Origin of the sequence: Paucisalibacillus globulus DSM 18846 (assembly GCF_000482485.1) — a bacterium.
In the GTDB taxonomy this organism is placed as follows: Bacteria; Bacillota; Bacilli; order Bacillales; family Amphibacillaceae; genus Ornithinibacillus; species Ornithinibacillus globulus.
On record NZ_AXVK01000026.1, the window covers coordinates 35916 to 51704 of the forward strand.

14 protein-coding genes are annotated in these 15789 nt (G+C 35.7%); 1 reads left to right on the plus strand and 13 read right to left on the minus strand.

Going from position 1 to position 15789, the window contains the following annotated elements; all coding sequences use genetic code 11:
* Positions 1-25: 25 nt before the first annotated feature.
* From K332_RS0107505 to K332_RS0107545, 9 genes are all read right to left on the minus strand, one after another.
* A complete protein-coding gene (locus tag K332_RS0107505; protein WP_026906889.1) occupies positions 26-295 on the minus strand; it encodes a PTS sugar transporter subunit IIB in 270 nt (89 codons plus the stop codon).
* A gap of 5 nt (positions 296-300) precedes the next feature.
* Positions 301-741 carry a PTS sugar transporter subunit IIA gene (locus K332_RS0107510; RefSeq protein ID WP_026906890.1) on the minus strand — a complete coding sequence of 147 codons (441 nt, stop codon included), beginning with the start codon at positions 739-741 and terminating at the stop codon, positions 301-303.
* A 26-nt stretch (positions 742-767) separates the two neighbouring features.
* Complete coding sequence (locus K332_RS22135) at positions 768-2882, minus strand: BglG family transcription antiterminator (RefSeq protein WP_051359383.1); 2115 nt, start codon at positions 2880-2882, stop codon at positions 768-770.
* A 456-nt stretch (positions 2883-3338) separates the two neighbouring features.
* Positions 3339-3761 carry a hypothetical protein gene (locus tag K332_RS0107520; RefSeq protein ID WP_026906891.1) on the minus strand — a complete coding sequence of 141 codons (423 nt, stop codon included), beginning with the start codon at positions 3759-3761 and terminating at the stop codon, positions 3339-3341.
* Between the two features lie 853 nt (positions 3762-4614).
* Positions 4615-5343 (minus strand): D-Ala-D-Ala carboxypeptidase family metallohydrolase, encoded by a 729-nt coding sequence (locus K332_RS0107525; RefSeq protein WP_026906892.1) that lies wholly within the window; start codon positions 5341-5343, stop codon positions 4615-4617.
* Between the two features lie 397 nt (positions 5344-5740).
* A complete protein-coding gene (locus K332_RS0107530; RefSeq protein WP_026906893.1) occupies positions 5741-6079 on the minus strand; it encodes a hypothetical protein in 339 nt (112 codons plus the stop codon).
* The gene (locus K332_RS0107535) at positions 6079-7968 is read right to left on the minus strand and encodes a DUF6792 domain-containing protein (protein ID WP_026906894.1); all 1890 of its coding nucleotides are present in this window, start codon (positions 7966-7968) and stop codon (positions 6079-6081) included. The genes K332_RS0107530 and K332_RS0107535 overlap by 1 nt, the downstream gene beginning before the upstream one ends.
* A 20-nt stretch (positions 7969-7988) precedes the next feature.
* Positions 7989-8654 (minus strand): hypothetical protein, encoded by a 666-nt coding sequence (locus K332_RS0107540; RefSeq protein WP_026906895.1) that lies wholly within the window; start codon positions 8652-8654, stop codon positions 7989-7991.
* 463 nt (positions 8655-9117) lie between these two features.
* On the minus strand, positions 9118-9300 hold the full coding sequence (locus K332_RS0107545; RefSeq protein ID WP_026906896.1) for a hypothetical protein: 183 nt from the start codon (positions 9298-9300) through the stop codon (positions 9118-9120).
* Between the two features lie 688 nt (positions 9301-9988).
* Here K332_RS0107545 and K332_RS0107555 point away from each other — a divergent pair.
* Positions 9989-10534: a hypothetical protein gene (locus tag K332_RS0107555; RefSeq protein WP_026906897.1), complete on the plus strand. Its 546-nt coding sequence runs from the start codon at positions 9989-9991 to the stop codon at positions 10532-10534.
* 61 nt (positions 10535-10595) lie between these two features.
* Here the strand turns inward: K332_RS0107555 and K332_RS0107560 are convergent, their stop codons facing one another.
* The 4 genes from K332_RS0107560 to celB form a co-directional block, all read right to left on the minus strand.
* A complete protein-coding gene (locus tag K332_RS0107560) occupies positions 10596-12521 on the minus strand; it encodes a BglG family transcription antiterminator (protein ID WP_026906898.1) in 1926 nt (641 codons plus the stop codon).
* Positions 12522-12705: 184 nt separating this feature from the next.
* Positions 12706-14094 (minus strand): glycoside hydrolase family 1 protein, encoded by a 1389-nt coding sequence (locus K332_RS0107565; protein ID WP_026906899.1) that lies wholly within the window; start codon positions 14092-14094, stop codon positions 12706-12708.
* 16 nt (positions 14095-14110) lie between these two features.
* Positions 14111-14416, minus strand: coding sequence for a PTS sugar transporter subunit IIA (locus K332_RS0107570; RefSeq protein ID WP_026906900.1), 306 nt, complete (start codon positions 14414-14416; stop codon positions 14111-14113).
* Between the two features lie 80 nt (positions 14417-14496).
* Positions 14497-15777 carry a PTS cellobiose transporter subunit IIC gene (gene celB / locus K332_RS0107580; RefSeq protein ID WP_026906901.1) on the minus strand — a complete coding sequence of 427 codons (1281 nt, stop codon included), beginning with the start codon at positions 15775-15777 and terminating at the stop codon, positions 14497-14499.
* Positions 15778-15789: the final 12 nt, after the last annotated feature.

Genomic DNA, 15789 nt, shown 5'->3' on the forward strand with positions numbered 1-15789 from the left:
CATAATAATTATCTATTTTTACTTTCTACTTACTGATATTTTCATCAATTGCTTGATTGATTTCGTCCATATCAAAGTAGTTATTAACAATAAATACCTTCGCACTATGGCCTACTAAACCTTCTGAAAGCTCGTTACTTGTAATGATATAATCCGCTTGCATGCTAGATGCTGTAGAAACATCTGTATGTTCCACATCTGCTTGAATTCCCTTTTCATTAAGTGCTTGTTCAACATTCATCTTTAAAATTAAACTTGTACCCTGTCCTAATCCACAAACTGTTAAAACTTTAATCATCACTATCTCTCCATTTCTAATATGTTTTTTATTTCTTCCTCAGTTGTTGCATTCAATAGCTTGGTTACATTTTCTGAATTATTAAGAAGCCCTGTTAGTTTTTGAAGAAGTATTAAATGCTCATCACTAGATGATGCTCCTAATCCAAACACTAGACGGACTGGATCATTCATTGCATGACCAAAGACAACTGGCTCTTTTAATTGCAAGAACGAAACCGATGCTTCATTCACACCATCCTCAGGTCTAGCATGAGGAATAGCGATATGTGGCGCTAATACAAAATATGGTCCATTTTTACGATAGGCATTTTTCATTGCTTCAATATAAGACTCCTCAACAAGCCCTTCATTAGCTAGAAGTTGCCCCGCAGCATGGATAGCTTCTTCTGCATCAGCTACCTCAACACCTACCTTAACAATACTTGGTTCTAAAAACTTCATTACCAATTCACCTCTCATGATGTTATCTATTCTCTTGAATAATCTTCAATTAATTTCATAATTTTTCTTTTTTCTTTCGTTTGCATTACCGTATCTTGATTTGTTTTATCGGTAAACAACTTCGTCAATTGAGAGATTGCTTTTAAATGTCTTTCATTATCAATGGATGCCAGTACAACAATTATATTTACTTCTTTCCCAAGCATATCCACTGGTTCTTCAAGCTTTAACATACTTAATCCAGTCTTATGAACGCCATCATCTGGACTTCCATGTGGTAAGGCAAAACGATCCGCTATAACAATATATGGCCCCTTCTCATGAACAGCATGGATCATTCTATCAACATAGGAAGACTCTATATATCCTTGTTCAAGTAAAGGCTTTGCCGCTACTTCTATTGCCTTTTCCCAATTATCAATGCTCTTCTTGATAGCAACTCTTTCCCCTGGTAAAAGTTCGAATAAACTTTGCTTCATCACCTTACTCTCCACATTATGTGGAGAGTGAAGATACCTTCGTAATTCTTGGCGCAATGCTCCTTCATCATCAATTGTCCCGTAACGACTTATCAAATCGATTAAAGCATCAACTGAATATGTTTGCGGTTGCATAGAATCTGAAAACAAGCTATTTACCTTTCGAAATAATTGTTCCTTATCTTCATTACTTAAAACAGGATTAACTACGAAAATTGGAACGCCTCGGTCATTTAAGGGAATGGTAGATATTATGAAATCTATAAAAAGTTCCATTCTTTCATATTCCCTTAAGGAAGTAACACCATGGATTTCAACATCTGTAAAAAGGCCTTGTAGTTGGCTTTCTAGTAATCTAGATGTTCCTAAGCCATTTGTACAAACAATGAGTAACCGCTTCTTCCTCTGTTCAATAACCATTCCCTCTTTACGTAACCAGCCACCAAAATGCATTGCAATATAGGCAATTTCATTATCGTCAATAGACTGTTCTAGTAAATTTTCGAAATGATGAATGACCTGTTTCGTAATATGAAATACTTCCGGATGGTTTTGTTTCACCATATCCCGTAGTTCATTCTCCACTTTAATCCCATATTTAATTCGAAAATATGCGGGTTTAAGGTGTAGTAAGAGATTTTGCATTAGATGCTCTAAATTATCAAAGTTAATTGCCGCTAACGCTTCAAACTCAATAACCATCTTCCCAATAACTTCTTTTAATTCCTTCATTTCTTGGCTTTCTTTTTGCAAGCTTTGATCATAATTAACTTTGGCACTTAATAAATACTTCGCAAAATAACAGACTTCATCATGAGAGAAGGGCGTATGGATCACATTAGATATACTCTTGCAAATTGTTTTAGCACCACAATACTCTTCTGTTATTTGAATAATTTCTTTCTCAACCGGATCTACCTGAACCGCTTCTTGTTGCATGATACGCTGTACAAAGAAATAGAACAATATCACTAGTTTATTTAGGATTTCGTCCGTCATCTCTACCTTAACCTGACGCTCATAGCTATAAAGAAACGTTTGTAACTCCAAAAGTAAACTAGTATTAAAAATTAAATAAGGTTTAAACACCGTTTCAATCGATGAGGGGGTATCCATTGAAATATTAGTTAGTAAACCATGCCATCCATCCTTAGGAACAACCATCGATAGATAATGGATAAACATTCTTCTTATATCACTTTCAATACCTTTTAATCGATAGCCATACCCTCGTTCTGAATAAAGGCTTAAATCATACTGTTGGATTTCTTCCTTTAACCTTTTGATATCCTCGAGAACCGTATTCCTACTAACTTGAAAAAGCTCACGAATATCATCTAGGTAGTATGGTTTCTCACTCGCAAAAACATGAATATAAATCCATGCCTTTCTTTCCACTGGGGAAAATTCATAATAAAAGCTTTCTAAAAAATTCTCTATCGCAAGAATTCCTTTTTTGGTTTCCTTTTCAAGATATAATCCTTCAGACCTAACCTGCTGGATTTCAACTAACCCATTATCTCGCAACCAATCATTTATTTTATCTATGTCGTTATAAATCGTTCGTCGCGATACATTAAACAATGTTGCAAGCTGCTGGATAGAAAGATAGGAGTCTTCCTGTATAAGCTGATTTACAATTGCCATACTACGTTGATCCATCTTAATCCCCCTAATCAAAATTTATGAGTAGTATGTCCTATATATACTATATAAAAATATATTACCCAGGGTAAGACCAAATAGGTAACAGCTATATGTGCAAAATTGGACTTCTACTAGACTGATGTTGTACCTGATTGCTGAAATACAGCTCTGAAATATAGTAACACTCCATTATCACCCTAACATCTGAGTTATTGCATGTTGGAGGATCTATTGATGACGATTCACGTTAAGGTAGATTAGAAAGTCTCTCTTCAAACATTGCCGATGTTATTGAAGCAAATGATACCTCATCCATGTTTCCCATAAAAAAAGGCGTGAACTTTATCGCTGTTAATCAATAAAGTTCACGCCTTTAGGCTATCACTTGAACAAACCACCTTAAAAATTCATCTATCACCACCAGTACCAACAATGGAGCCATGGGGACAGGTACATTGGTTGTTCCATCTACTATTTCTTTTTAATCTCTAAATTCTCAAGCCCATTTTCCATAAATTCTTCTACATACTTTTCCTCAAGCTCAAAAATTCTACTTAAATAACTTTCCTGATTATCGTTTCTTGTATTCTCTTCCCTTGCATAGTCACGCTTTGCCAAATGTGTAGGTAACTCTTCAAAAAAGGTGTAATCATCATATTCCTGTGCTAAATCCGTCATTTCTTCCTCTACACCTGGGGTAAGGAAATACTTAGCTAGCCCCTTATCGTAAATGACCTCTTCCAATCCCATTTTATATGCGGATTCAAGAATGTATTGATTTATTTCCTCGTACTCTTTTATTTCATCATCACGATGGGAATTTATTAACCAACTTCCAGCTTCGCCAATTCTGATTAAATGCTGCATCTGTTTTTTTGTAAAGTTTATTTTCATTATTGTTTCCTTTCGCTAAAGTATTCTACTACAAATTGATAACGACTTCATGTATAGTTCTTGTCATTCTTTAAGGACCCTAATCATTATCACAATTTCTTTAAGCATCTGGACATTTCCTATTTTAGCTAGATAGATAGCTTCGCTGTGGGAAAATAGCCATTTATAAAATGATAATCTTTTTCTACATTTGGGTAAAGTACAAAACAGAATTTTTCTCATCCTTTTTGTAGCAACTAATTATCAAAAAACTCTCTTCCTTCACTCAGCCAAACTACCAAGTTTAAACCTATGTACCATATTGCATACTTAAAAACAGCCAAGGAACCTGTCCCCATGGATCATTTACATGGTCGTTATATCCTTACTAAAACAACCGTATATTGGAATTGGAATAATATTGGTTGCATTTGTTGCCGTTTCTTTATTGGAACTCAAAAGACATAGAAAACAAGTATTAAATAGCTAAAGAGACAGGTGGAAACAGGTATTTTGGTGTAATAATTCAAGATACCTGTCTCCATAGCTTTGCCGAATAATAGAATGTTCATCACATTTCACAAATTCGTTCCTTTTCTCTTTAGCAAACGTTTTATTGCTTCAACTTCAAGCACTTCGCCACAATTTAAGCTAAGGAAATACTCAGCTAGTCCCTTATTCCAAATGACTTCTTTCAATCCCATTTATGTGCAGATTCAAGTATTTATTGATTTATTTATTCGTACGCTTATAAATCATCATCAAGATGGAAATTAATTAATCAACTAAGTATTTCATTCCTAAAAACAGCCAAGGAACCTGTCCCCATGGATCATTTACAATCACTTTACCAATCTATCAAAAGGTGTTTCTATCACGGCCAGTACCAGTATTGTGCTCCGTATGCATATTCGATTCTACTATCTAAGTGAGTATAGGAACTTCCATTATATACTCCACTAAAGCCTGATGATCTAGCAACGTTTCTAAGGGTTGTTAAGGATACACCAGATGATTTAATATCTGCTGCAATTCCGTATGTGTGTTGGCTGTTTGGTGAGCTTCCTGGAGTGTTGTTATTATGGGAAACACTTCTGAATCCCGAGTTGATGGTAATTGGTTTATTTCCTATTTTCACACGAACTGCCTCTAGCTTATACATCATTCTACGCACATTCTCTTTAACAACAGCCGATGAAACTCTTCCTCCACTAAAACCACTGCCATCTTTTGAATAAAATTCACTATAATTAAAGTGTTTTGTTCCATTTGAACGTTCTAAGTCATTTAGTTTTGCTTGTGTAGCAGAGCCAACAATTCCATCAGCTGCTAGTCCATATGCTCGTTGAAAACGAATGACAGCAGCTTTTGTCGCAGGACCAAACTGGCCATCGGTAGTAAGATAAGTCTGTGTAGGAGAATCAGCAACCCAGCCAGCCACTCTAATTTGTAATTCCCTGACATCCGAGCCACTAGAACCTTCACTTAATGTGCGAGTCCAATTATAGGCAGATGCTTCATCTGTACTGATAATGAACAAAGCAAGGGTAAACATTAGCGTTAAACCAACTACAGTAATCATTTGTTTAAAAACGTTTTTCAATTTACTTACCTCCTATGATAGATTTTTTGTGTGAAATCTAGGAGTCAAAAATATTATTAAACTAGTAAACTCTATATAACACCCCCTAACCCATAATGGAATGAAGGAATCCTAGGTGTCTATCAATAGGGTATCACGCAACAGACAAGGAAGATATTCGTCAAAGGTGCTAAAAACAGTAAGGACTTCTGCATGATTGACATTACTTGGGTAAGTAAAGTGAACTAAGTTTTTAGGGGCAATTGGACTAGGCTGGATTGGAGAAGAATAGTTGTGCCAGTGAGCACCTCCTCCCTATCAGTTTTTATCTAATGGAATATATTGAATCCTGTAAAAAACATGGATATGAACTCTATTCCTTTTAAATAAAGAGAGTGAAGTAACCTCATCCGTTACTTCACTCCTTAGGATTCATTTCAATAATCTCATAGTATAACGTCATACTTTGATAATTTAGATCATTTGCAAGCTCATTATATTTCATTGCCATATTCTTCATAGAAGTTTTTGAAGCATCATAATAGAGCTGATTTTCATTCGTATTTTTATCCGAAACTTCATGGATTTTATCGACTATCTTTCCACTACTTTTTGCTAGTTCATCTTTAATCAACTGTTGCATGTTCATAGAAAGTGCCTCTAACTGATTTAAGGAAGCTATAAAACTGTCTGCTTTATGTGTCACATTCTCATAGGTGAGGAACTGATGAAATAAACGTTGCTGACCAGTAGCCATTATAGTGCCCCCAATCGATTTGCGATTTTCTGATCTACCTCAAAAAACTTTTCAATCGAATCTTTAACATCGTCAAGAAAAGCTCTATCTTTTAAAATATCACTCTCCATATAAGCAAATAGATTGTCAAAGACTGCCTGGAATCCATTATAAGGTAGTGCACCAATATCCTCATGAACATTGATATTCGTTAATCGATAAAATAGTTGTGTGTCGTAGGTGAATTTGCCAAGGAGATATTGATAATTAGATGGAGAGGATTCCATATCGTTTATCTTTTGAAGTAAATTTGATTTTCTTTCTTTGTAATGCTCCAAATATTCTTCTTCGTAATATGATTTCATCTGATTAAGGAGAGCTAATTTTGCATCTACAAAAGCAGTACCTGTCATAAAAATTCTTGTTGCAGATGATATATTAACAGAAATGTCCACCCCATTAATACTTTTCGCGATGATTAGATCACCTTGATGAAAATGCCTTCCTTTACCGCCTAACGCGTCAATAACCCGTGCAAGACCATGGGCATCACCACCGTAATGGATTAGTTCACGAAGGACTTTTGTATTCTCAAAAATAGCATCAACCCGGTTAGAAATTCGGTTTAAAATGTCCTCTATACCACCGAAAAGTTTTATAATTCTACCGATACTGCCGAGATCAAATTTAAATGCATTTCTAACTAGAGTCGCTAGTTCCTCCACATCATTTTCCAACCCATCTATCTCAGTTATGACTGTGTTCTTTTCCTTCTCCGTCATATAGCCTAGCTCAATAAAGGTATCCAAAATTGGTTCCACATTTTCACGAAGCGCATTAATATGACCGAGTAGGATTGGAACTTTTACCTGCATGTCTTTAATCATGTTGTACCCTTCTTTAATTAGATGAGGAGAATTTTTCACATAATCAAAACCTTCGTAGCCAAGAAAGTCGTCTATTAACTGACCATTTACACCTGTTAACTCTCGTAAAAACCCATCAAACCCTTCTTCATTGTATACTTCTGAAAGATTCGTAGCTAAATAGACCTGAATAGCTTGTAGGACATCATCAGGTAATTTGTCAAATAGGGGCTTTAAGGAATCAATATTCTTTCCAGGATATGCATCGATGAAATCGACATTCCCAACTTTAATAAATCCACGTACATTACTGATTGCATATAGAATATCTTGATTGGCAATGGTGATATCGATGTTTTTACCTGCATCTTTGTAGTATTTTTCTGCAAAGGTTTTAAGTTCATCTTTGTTAATTTCGTAGATTGCGTTTGAGTCAAAAGGATTTATATTGAATTCTACTTGTAACGCCTCTTTAAAACCTCTATCTATATTTGCTAACTGATAATATGATGGCGGGGCTGGATTTGTTGCATAGACAGAGTCATACCAATTAGTTGTAAGTTGTAAAATGATGATTAAGTTTCCACCCAGTGAGTGTCCTAACCCCATTTTTTTTAATTCAATATTGCTGGTAACTTTCTGGTCTATCTTTTTAGTAACTTGTTGGTCAAATTTTATTGCGGCTTCATACTGCCCTGCATTTTTGCCGACAAAGATGCCCATCAAATTGTAGATCCAATCACTTGGTTTCCAGGATTTTTCTTCGTACTTTTCACTACCTCTAGTTATAGTATATGCTTGGTTAATACCCTTTACTTCGTCGAAGAAGTGTATTATTGTTCCATCAAAACCATACGAATCGGAGTCTTCGATAAATTCATCTGAGTAATATACATCAATAGATGCAGGTAGTTCCTGCCCAGTTTCTTCTAAAAATATTTGTCTAATTTCCCACTCTGTTAACTTACCATATTCTAATTTCATGATCCTATTTCTAATAACTTCACTCAGTAATATTTCAGTTTTCACTTCAGAATTTACCATCCAAATCACCACTCATTCAACTAATTATTGGCTGAGATAAATGTAACAGACTCCATAATTTTTTTTACTTTGTTCTCTATCTCACTATAATTGGAGGAGCACTCCTTCTCATTATCACAAATCACGTGATATTCATACCTTACAGCCTGGTTACTGTCTGTTGATTGAACAAGACCAAAAAATCTATATGTTGTCGATTTTTTATTGGTATCATTAATTTCCTTTTTGGTTGCAAAATAAATTGTTTTATCTTCCCTTTCAATCTTATCGTAATCACCATCATATTTTAATAAGGTTGAAAGTAAGTCCAAATATATTTCAGCATCGTTAGTATCATTTTTCTTATCATAGGTTGCAATTGAATAGTATAAGTAGTCGTTAGTTTCCTTATCCTCACCAAATTGTACTGTTTCAAATGTTTCCCCATGTTTCTCATAGTAAGGTGGGTCTAGTTTTGCATTTTCAGGAAATAACATTGTATATCCACCTAATTTGGATTTAAACTGAAGATAGCCTTTCTCAGCTTCTACAGAGGTATCAATAAACTCACTAGTAAATTCATCTTGAAGCGCAGCAGCATCTGATTGTTCAACCGAGCCTTTCTTTGTTTCATCTTTATTCTGCATTCCACCACATCCTCCGATCATTAATATAAAAATTAAGACAAATAATACCACTTTTTTCATGAACGGGAAGCACCTCACAGCGATTGAAAATTTTGCCAATAGTATACCATATGTAGAGATATTTTATTATGTTTTATATTTGATATTTCAGAAAACGGTGATTAAGTACTAGTCGATAAGTTGTGAGAGTGGGTTTGCTTGTGAAAAAGTATTAGTTTTAGAAATCAATGCTTTTGACTTTTCATGAGTCTTTTCTATTCATTAGGCGTGATAAACGTAATCGATTCCATCAATTTGAATGCCCCATTTAGAATTTCAGTTTCATCATAGTTACAACCTTTTTGTTCTTCGTAGCAAATTTGATTATATTCATATCTCACAGCTTGATTAGTATCTTTAAACTGAACTAGTCCTAAAACACTAAAATTACTTAAGCCATTTTTTTGGTGAAGTACTTCTTACTTGCATAGTAAATATTTCTATCCTCTTGTTCATTCATTTCGAACTCACCATCATACTTGTATTAACTTGACAACAAATATAATTGCGTTTCAGTATACTTAGTATCTTTACTAAATTCATAAGTCGAAAAAACAGTGAAAGATACATTATTTTTCTTTTTATTGCCGTATTTAATAAGTTCAAATGTGTCTCCACTAGTTTCATAGGTCATTGGGTCAGCCATTGCGTCACTTGGATACAACATCATATACCCACCCGTTTTCGACCTAAACTGAAGATACCCTTCCTCAACTTCTACAGATGTATCAATAAATTCACTTGTAAATTCATCCTGAAGTGCAGCAGCATCTGATGGCTAAACCGACCCCTTCTTTGTTACTTCCTTATTCTGCATTCCACCACATCCTCCGAGCATTAAAGTAAAAGTTAATACAATTAAAACTATTTTTTTCATGAAGGAGAAGCACCTCTCAACGATTGAAAATTTTGCCAATAGTATACCACATGTGAAAGTAACTTGTTATATTTTGTATTGATATTTCAGAAAACAACTATTAAATACTATGATGCAAATTATACAAAGCTATGGGGACAAATCGTTTCGGTGAAGCGAGTAATTGCAAATGGTCTTCGGTGGGACGAGTAACCGCATTCCCAGTCCCAGGTACCTCGTATCTACTAAAACGATAGAAAATTAGTTTCACTAGTGTTTATTGAGTCCACCTAATAATCCATATTTAACTGTTTTTATAAACGAAAGTAAATCCTTGGATTTGTAGATAACTGTATTTCAAAAGGATTAATATAAAGAATGTCCCATTTAATGAAATTCCCCTTTAATAGTCCTAATTCAAGGACAAGCTACATACATTGTTTTTAAAAGAAACACCCTTAGAAGTAATTAGCAAGACATCAATCAACGGAGGTATTCCATGTACAAACGAACTAGTTTACTAATCATTTGTCTAGTCATCCTTAGTGGATGCATGAACGCAGCAGCGTATAACGACGAAGATGTTGCAGCAATTGTAAGAGGAGAAGAAATTACAGTTGGTTACATGCGTTTGCTGTACCCTGATGAAGAAATTGCGAATATGGTTGAAGAGGCTGTGAAAGCTAAATTAGCTGAACAAGAAGTTAAAAAGATGAAAGTTGATGTTTCCAAGCAGATTGAACAATTAGTAGAGTCCTATGGCCAGTATCCAAAAGAAGAAACACAAAGTATAGAAGCTCAATCCATACGCGCGTTTGCCGATCCACAGGCTGAGAAACTTGGAATGGATCCGAATGAATACTATAAGAAGTACACCGAGATATCCACCGAAATGGTTGGCTATATTAATGCCTACACTACAGCATTATTAGGTGAACTAGAGGAAGACCAATTCGGTATTGAAGAATATGCCGAACACGCAAATCAACTCTTTGAAGATTTAGTAGAACAAAACCAAGATAGCATTGAAATCAAAATTAAATAAAGCCGTGGGGACAGGTACCTCGGCTCAATCGAGCCGAGGTACCTGTCCCCACGGACTTTTCTTACTCTTCTAAAACTCGTATAAATTCTTCATAGTTTTTTGCTTTAACCAATTTTCCGACGATGTTGGTGTCGTCTATAATCCTACCTAGCATTTCATACATTGCCTGTAAGTCTTCTTGACTATTTTTCTTTACACACAGCATGGAGACGAACTGGACTGATTTATCTGACCATAGGATAGGTTTCTCCAAAGTACAGACTACTAGAAAGGTTTTTTCAGTTTTTGGTGTTATTGGATGTGGTATCGCTACTAAGTTACCATAGGAAGTAGGTGCGACTTTTTCTCTTTCATAAACCGCTTCTAGAAACGTCTCATCTACCAAGCCTTTCTTCACCAATTCATCATTCATAAAATTCAAAACCTCATCCATCGTTTTGAATTTTTTCTGAAGAAACATTAAACCCTTTTCAAAATAGGAATTCACGGAATGATTCTTATCCCCTACAAAATGACTAATCTTACCTAAATCACTATCTCCTAAAATAGCATTCACCTGAATAACTGGTATAGGAACATCCTCTGGAATTGGTATGGAACTCACAATAAAATCAATATCATTTAAATTGTAATCTCGTAATTTGTAATACTCTGTCGTCCCAACAACGTCCAGTTCATTACTAAATTTATTTTTCAATTTATAATAAATTAATTGTGCGGTACCAAACCCTGATGCACAAACAATTAAACACCGCTTTGGTCCAGCCCTAAACTTTCTCCGTTCCATCGCTGCACCGATATGAAGTGCAATATAGCCAACTTCATTTTCATCTATTTCCGATCCTGTTTCCTTACCAATTATTATCCCCGCAAAAACGGCCACTTCAAATGCCAACGGATAATTCTTTTTAATATCCATTATCATTGGATTACGTATATTCATCCCATACTTATATCGATTAACAGCTGGTTTTAAATGAAGACCTAAACCGATGATTAACTCCTTATCATTGCTAATCCCAAGATTAAATTCCTGTTCAATTTGGTCCAACACCATGGTAACAAGATGTAAAATCTCCTCATCCATCACGCCTTCTACAACATCATTCGCCTGAGAAAGCAATTTGGTCCCTAGTAAATGAAGCGCAATATAAGCTACTTCGGATGGTGGAAATTCTACTTGATACGTTTCTTCTATTTCCTTTACAATTTCCTGTGCGACGGTATATTCCTTTTGATTGATAATATCCTGAATATCCATATGATATAATGTCACATGATTTCCACTTATAATCCGCTTATAAGCAATCACCAGATGCACCAGTAAATTATTTATTGCAATGTCTGATAATGTGATTGTATGCGCATTAATTTGATTCATAATAATCTCATATAAACTATCCTGCACTTTTTGGTCAAAAGCAACAAGATGTGGGTCAATCCATTGTTCTCCGCTCGCTTCATTCCGGTCAAAGACATACTCCGATATGCAAAAACGAAGCTTCATTTCATCCCCTTTTACCTTTAACCCATAATTTGGACGTACATCTAAAGTAAGATCATAGCTCGCCAATATTTCCTTCACATGTTTCAAATCATTTTGAACGGTTGACTTACTAATATACATTTCCTCTGCTAAATCATCTAATTTCATGTATTCCTCATGAAGTAAAAGTCGAGTGATGATATATTTTGTTCGTTCCTCAGGTGTCCTCGGTACATAGGCATCATCTGGATTTTCTTGGCTGGATATATCTTTTAGAAAGTTACGAAAAGACTGCTCATCCGTAACTTCTAGCCGGTATCCCTTTCCCATCAAGGAATCAATCTTTGCACCATGTTTTTCTAAAGTGGTTGAGAGGTGTTTAACATCTTCTCGTGTCGTACGCGCTGTTACTTGGTTCATCGTAGCAAGATATTTACCTGTAATAGGTGATGTTGCGGCCATTAATTCGCGTAATATGGATTTCATTCTGTTTTCTAACATTTTCTACTATCACCTTACTTTCGGTGTGAAAATTAGAATCACCATAGCTTCTTCTAATGTTATCATTAAACTATATTTTAACATGAAGAGGTCCTGATTCATAAGTAGAATCAGAACCTATACTAAAATATCAAAAAATCATCCTTCTGAACTTCAAGCACCACACTCGAGCGCTCAACTAAACTTAAAATCCATTATTCTCCGATACTTCTTTAATCCAATGTGCACTCTTCTTCGGTGTGCGTTCCTTCGTTTCCACATCAACTGAGAAGAATCCGTAACGGTTTTTGTAGGCGTTCATCCAAGACCAGTTATCCATCGTTGTCCAAAGATGGTATCCTTTTGTGTTACATCCTTCTTGAATCGATTTGTGCAACCATTTTAGATGTTCACGGATAAAATCAATACGGTAATCATCTTGAATTTCTCCGTCTTTTAGGAAACGGTCTTCATCTTGGACACCCATACCATTTTCAGAAATGAAGGATTCAATATTTCCATAGTTTTCTTTAAGATTAATCATAATATCATAGATGCCTTTTTCATAGATTTCCCATCCACGATATTGGTTCATTTTACGACCTGGCATTTCATAATTATCAAAGAACCAATCTGGCATGAATGGACCATATGGATTTGGTAAATGTTCTTTTGCTTTTACACGACGTGGTTGATAATAGTTTACACCTAGGATATCTGCCGTATTTGCTTTAATTAATTCACGATCGCCTTTTTCCGTTACTGGTAACTGACTATGCTCACGAAGAACTTCAATTAACTCTTCAGGGTATTCCCCTAGAACTGCCGGGTCTAGGAAACTACGGTTAAAGAATAAATCTGCCATACGTGATGCTTTTAAGTCAGCAGGATGTTGGCTACGTGGATAAGATGGTGTTAAGTTTAAGATGATACCAATTTTCCCATTATTAATATCAAATGTACGGAACGCTTCAACCGCTTTTGCATGAGCAATCATCGTATGATAGGCAACCTGCACCGCACGTCTTCCATCCACTACATTCGGGTAATGGAAGTCATACAGATAGCCACCTTCTACTGGTACAATTGGCTCGTTGAATGTAAACCATTTAGTAACACGGTCACCGAATAGACGGAATGCTTCCTTAGCATAGGCTTCATACGCGTCGACAACTGCTCTACTCTCCCAGCCGCCCTCTTCTTGTAATTCAAATGGCATATCAAAGTGGTATAGGTTTACAAAAGGCTCAATACCATTCGCAAGTAATTCATCAATTACATTATTGTAAAATTTTACAGCCTCTTGGTTTACTTCCCCACGTCCACCAGGGATTAGGCGAGACCAAGAAATAGATAGGCGGAATGTATTATGACCGATTCCCTTCATTAATTGAATATCATCTTTATAACGATGGTAAAAGTCAGAAGTAGACTCTGGACCTACCCCATCAAAAAAGCGATTAGGTTCTGTTTCATACCAATGATCCCAAATGTTTTTCCCTTTTCCACCTTCACCTGCTGCACCTTCAATTTGTGTAGCTGATGTTGCACTTCCCCACCAAAATCCTTCTGGAAATTTATACTGTAATGTCATTTGATGTACCTCCCAATTATTTGTTACGATAGATTTCAATGATTTCTGTAGCTAAATCACGAACCGTCATGGCATTCATTAAATGGTCCTGTGAATGGATCAAAATAATATTCACGTTAGCACCTTCACCACTAGCTTCGTCCTGAAGTAACTTTGTTTGGAAACCATGTGCCTTCGTTAACTCTTCGCCTGCTTCAACTAACTTCCGATCAGCCTCATCAAAATTTCCCTCTTTAGCTTCTTGAATAGCTTCCATTGCGCTTGAACGACCATTTCCTGCATATAAAATGATTTGAAATGCGATTTCAGTTATATTATCCAATACCTTTCACCTCTCTAAGTTGCTGATCCATGATTAATAAATAGGACGGCCCCGCATTTTCAATTGGGGCCATTAAATCATTAGCTTGCTTTTTTCTCATTTTCATAATAGTTTTTATCAAGAATCTTAAGGAACGGCCACCATATGATCATGACAACCATTAAGTTAAATAGCTGAAGTGCGGCACCTTGCCATGCATTACCTGTTGCTAAGAATCCACTTAGAAGTGGTGGTGTAGTCCATGGCACAATAATACCCGCTGGTTTTGGTACAATTCCAGTTGACATTGCAAAGTACGTCACAAGCGTTACAACTACTGGAGCAATGATCCAAGGAATGATAACTAATGGATTCATCACAATCGGTAATCCAAAGATAATTGGTTCGTTTACGTTAAATACACCCGCTGGAGCACCCAGTTTACCTAATTCCTTTAGTTGCCTGCTTCGACCAATCATAAAGATAAGAAGGATAACCGCAAGCGTCATACCAGTTCCACCCATACCAACTAAGAATGTATCGATAAACTGTTTTGTTACAACGTTTGGTAATTCCGTACCTGCTTGGAACGCTTGTAGGTTTTCATCATTTAATGTGTACCAAATTGGGTCAAATACAGAGTTTACGATAATTTGACCATGTAAACCAAAGAACCAGAAAACTTGAATTAAAAGAACCGCAATAATTGTTGCTGTTAAACCACTACCTAGAGTAGTTAATGGTTGTTGAATAATCGTATAGATAAAGTTCTGTACTGTATCAAATGGCGTATAGCTAAAGATAATACGAATAATCAAGAACAATGTTAATGTCAATGTGACAGGTATTAATGCACTAAATGATTTAGAAACACCCTCCGGAACTCCAGGAGGCATTTTAATTGTCCAATTCTTTTGCGTAAAGAATCGATATAACTCAGCTGACACAAATGCAGTAATAATTCCTAAGAACATACCTTGCGCACCTAAGCTAGCTGTTGGAATAACACCTGATAATCCTTCAAGAACTTGTGGTGTTAAGATTAAGAATGATGCTAAGGCAACTGCACCACCATAAATTGCATCCAGTCCATATTGCTGTGTTAGCTTATATCCAATACCAATAATGACAAACAAGCCCATAATACTTAATGTTGCTGCTGATGCTGGTCCTAATGCATTTTGGTATGTTGCAAACGCGTCTTCCCCAATCAGCTTATCTAAGAATGGTAAGTTTGCTAAAACGACAAATATGGAACCGAAAATGATAAATGGTAATGAAACCATGAAACCGTCACGTAAAGCGGTTAAATATTTGTTGTTGTTTAACTTATCCGCAATTGGTAATAGGAAATTTTCTAGAAACTCCATAAACTTATTCATTTTTTTTGTTCC

Excerpts from the sequence above, each read along its gene's own strand:
- K332_RS0107510 (WP_026906890.1), bottom strand. The coding sequence starts at position 741 with ATGAAGTTTTTAGAACCAAGTATTGTTAAGGTAGGTGTTGAGGTAGCT.
- K332_RS0107540 (WP_026906895.1), bottom strand. The coding sequence starts at position 8,654 with ATGAAAAAAGTGGTATTATTTGTCTTAATTTTTATATTAATGATCGGA.
- K332_RS22135 (WP_051359383.1), bottom strand. The coding sequence starts at position 2,882 with ATGGATCAACGTAGTATGGCAATTGTAAATCAGCTTATACAGGAAGAC.
- K332_RS0107530 (WP_026906893.1), bottom strand. The coding sequence starts at position 6,079 with ATGGCTACTGGTCAGCAACGTTTATTTCATCAGTTCCTCACCTATGAG.
- K332_RS0107520 (WP_026906891.1), bottom strand. The coding sequence starts at position 3,761 with ATGAAAATAAACTTTACAAAAAAACAGATGCAGCATTTAATCAGAATT.
- K332_RS0107545 (WP_026906896.1), bottom strand. The coding sequence starts at position 9,300 with ATGTTGTATCCAAGTGACGCAATGGCTGACCCAATGACCTATGAAACT.
- K332_RS0107555 (WP_026906897.1), top strand. The coding sequence starts at position 9,989 with ATGTACAAACGAACTAGTTTACTAATCATTTGTCTAGTCATCCTTAGT.
- K332_RS0107560 (WP_026906898.1), bottom strand. The coding sequence starts at position 12,521 with ATGTTAGAAAACAGAATGAAATCCATATTACGCGAATTAATGGCCGCA.
- K332_RS0107565 (WP_026906899.1), bottom strand. The coding sequence starts at position 14,094 with ATGACATTACAGTATAAATTTCCAGAAGGATTTTGGTGGGGAAGTGCA.
- K332_RS0107535 (WP_026906894.1), bottom strand. The coding sequence starts at position 7,968 with ATGGTAAATTCTGAAGTGAAAACTGAAATATTACTGAGTGAAGTTATT.
- celB (WP_026906901.1), bottom strand. The coding sequence starts at position 15,777 with ATGAATAAGTTTATGGAGTTTCTAGAAAATTTCCTATTACCAATTGCG.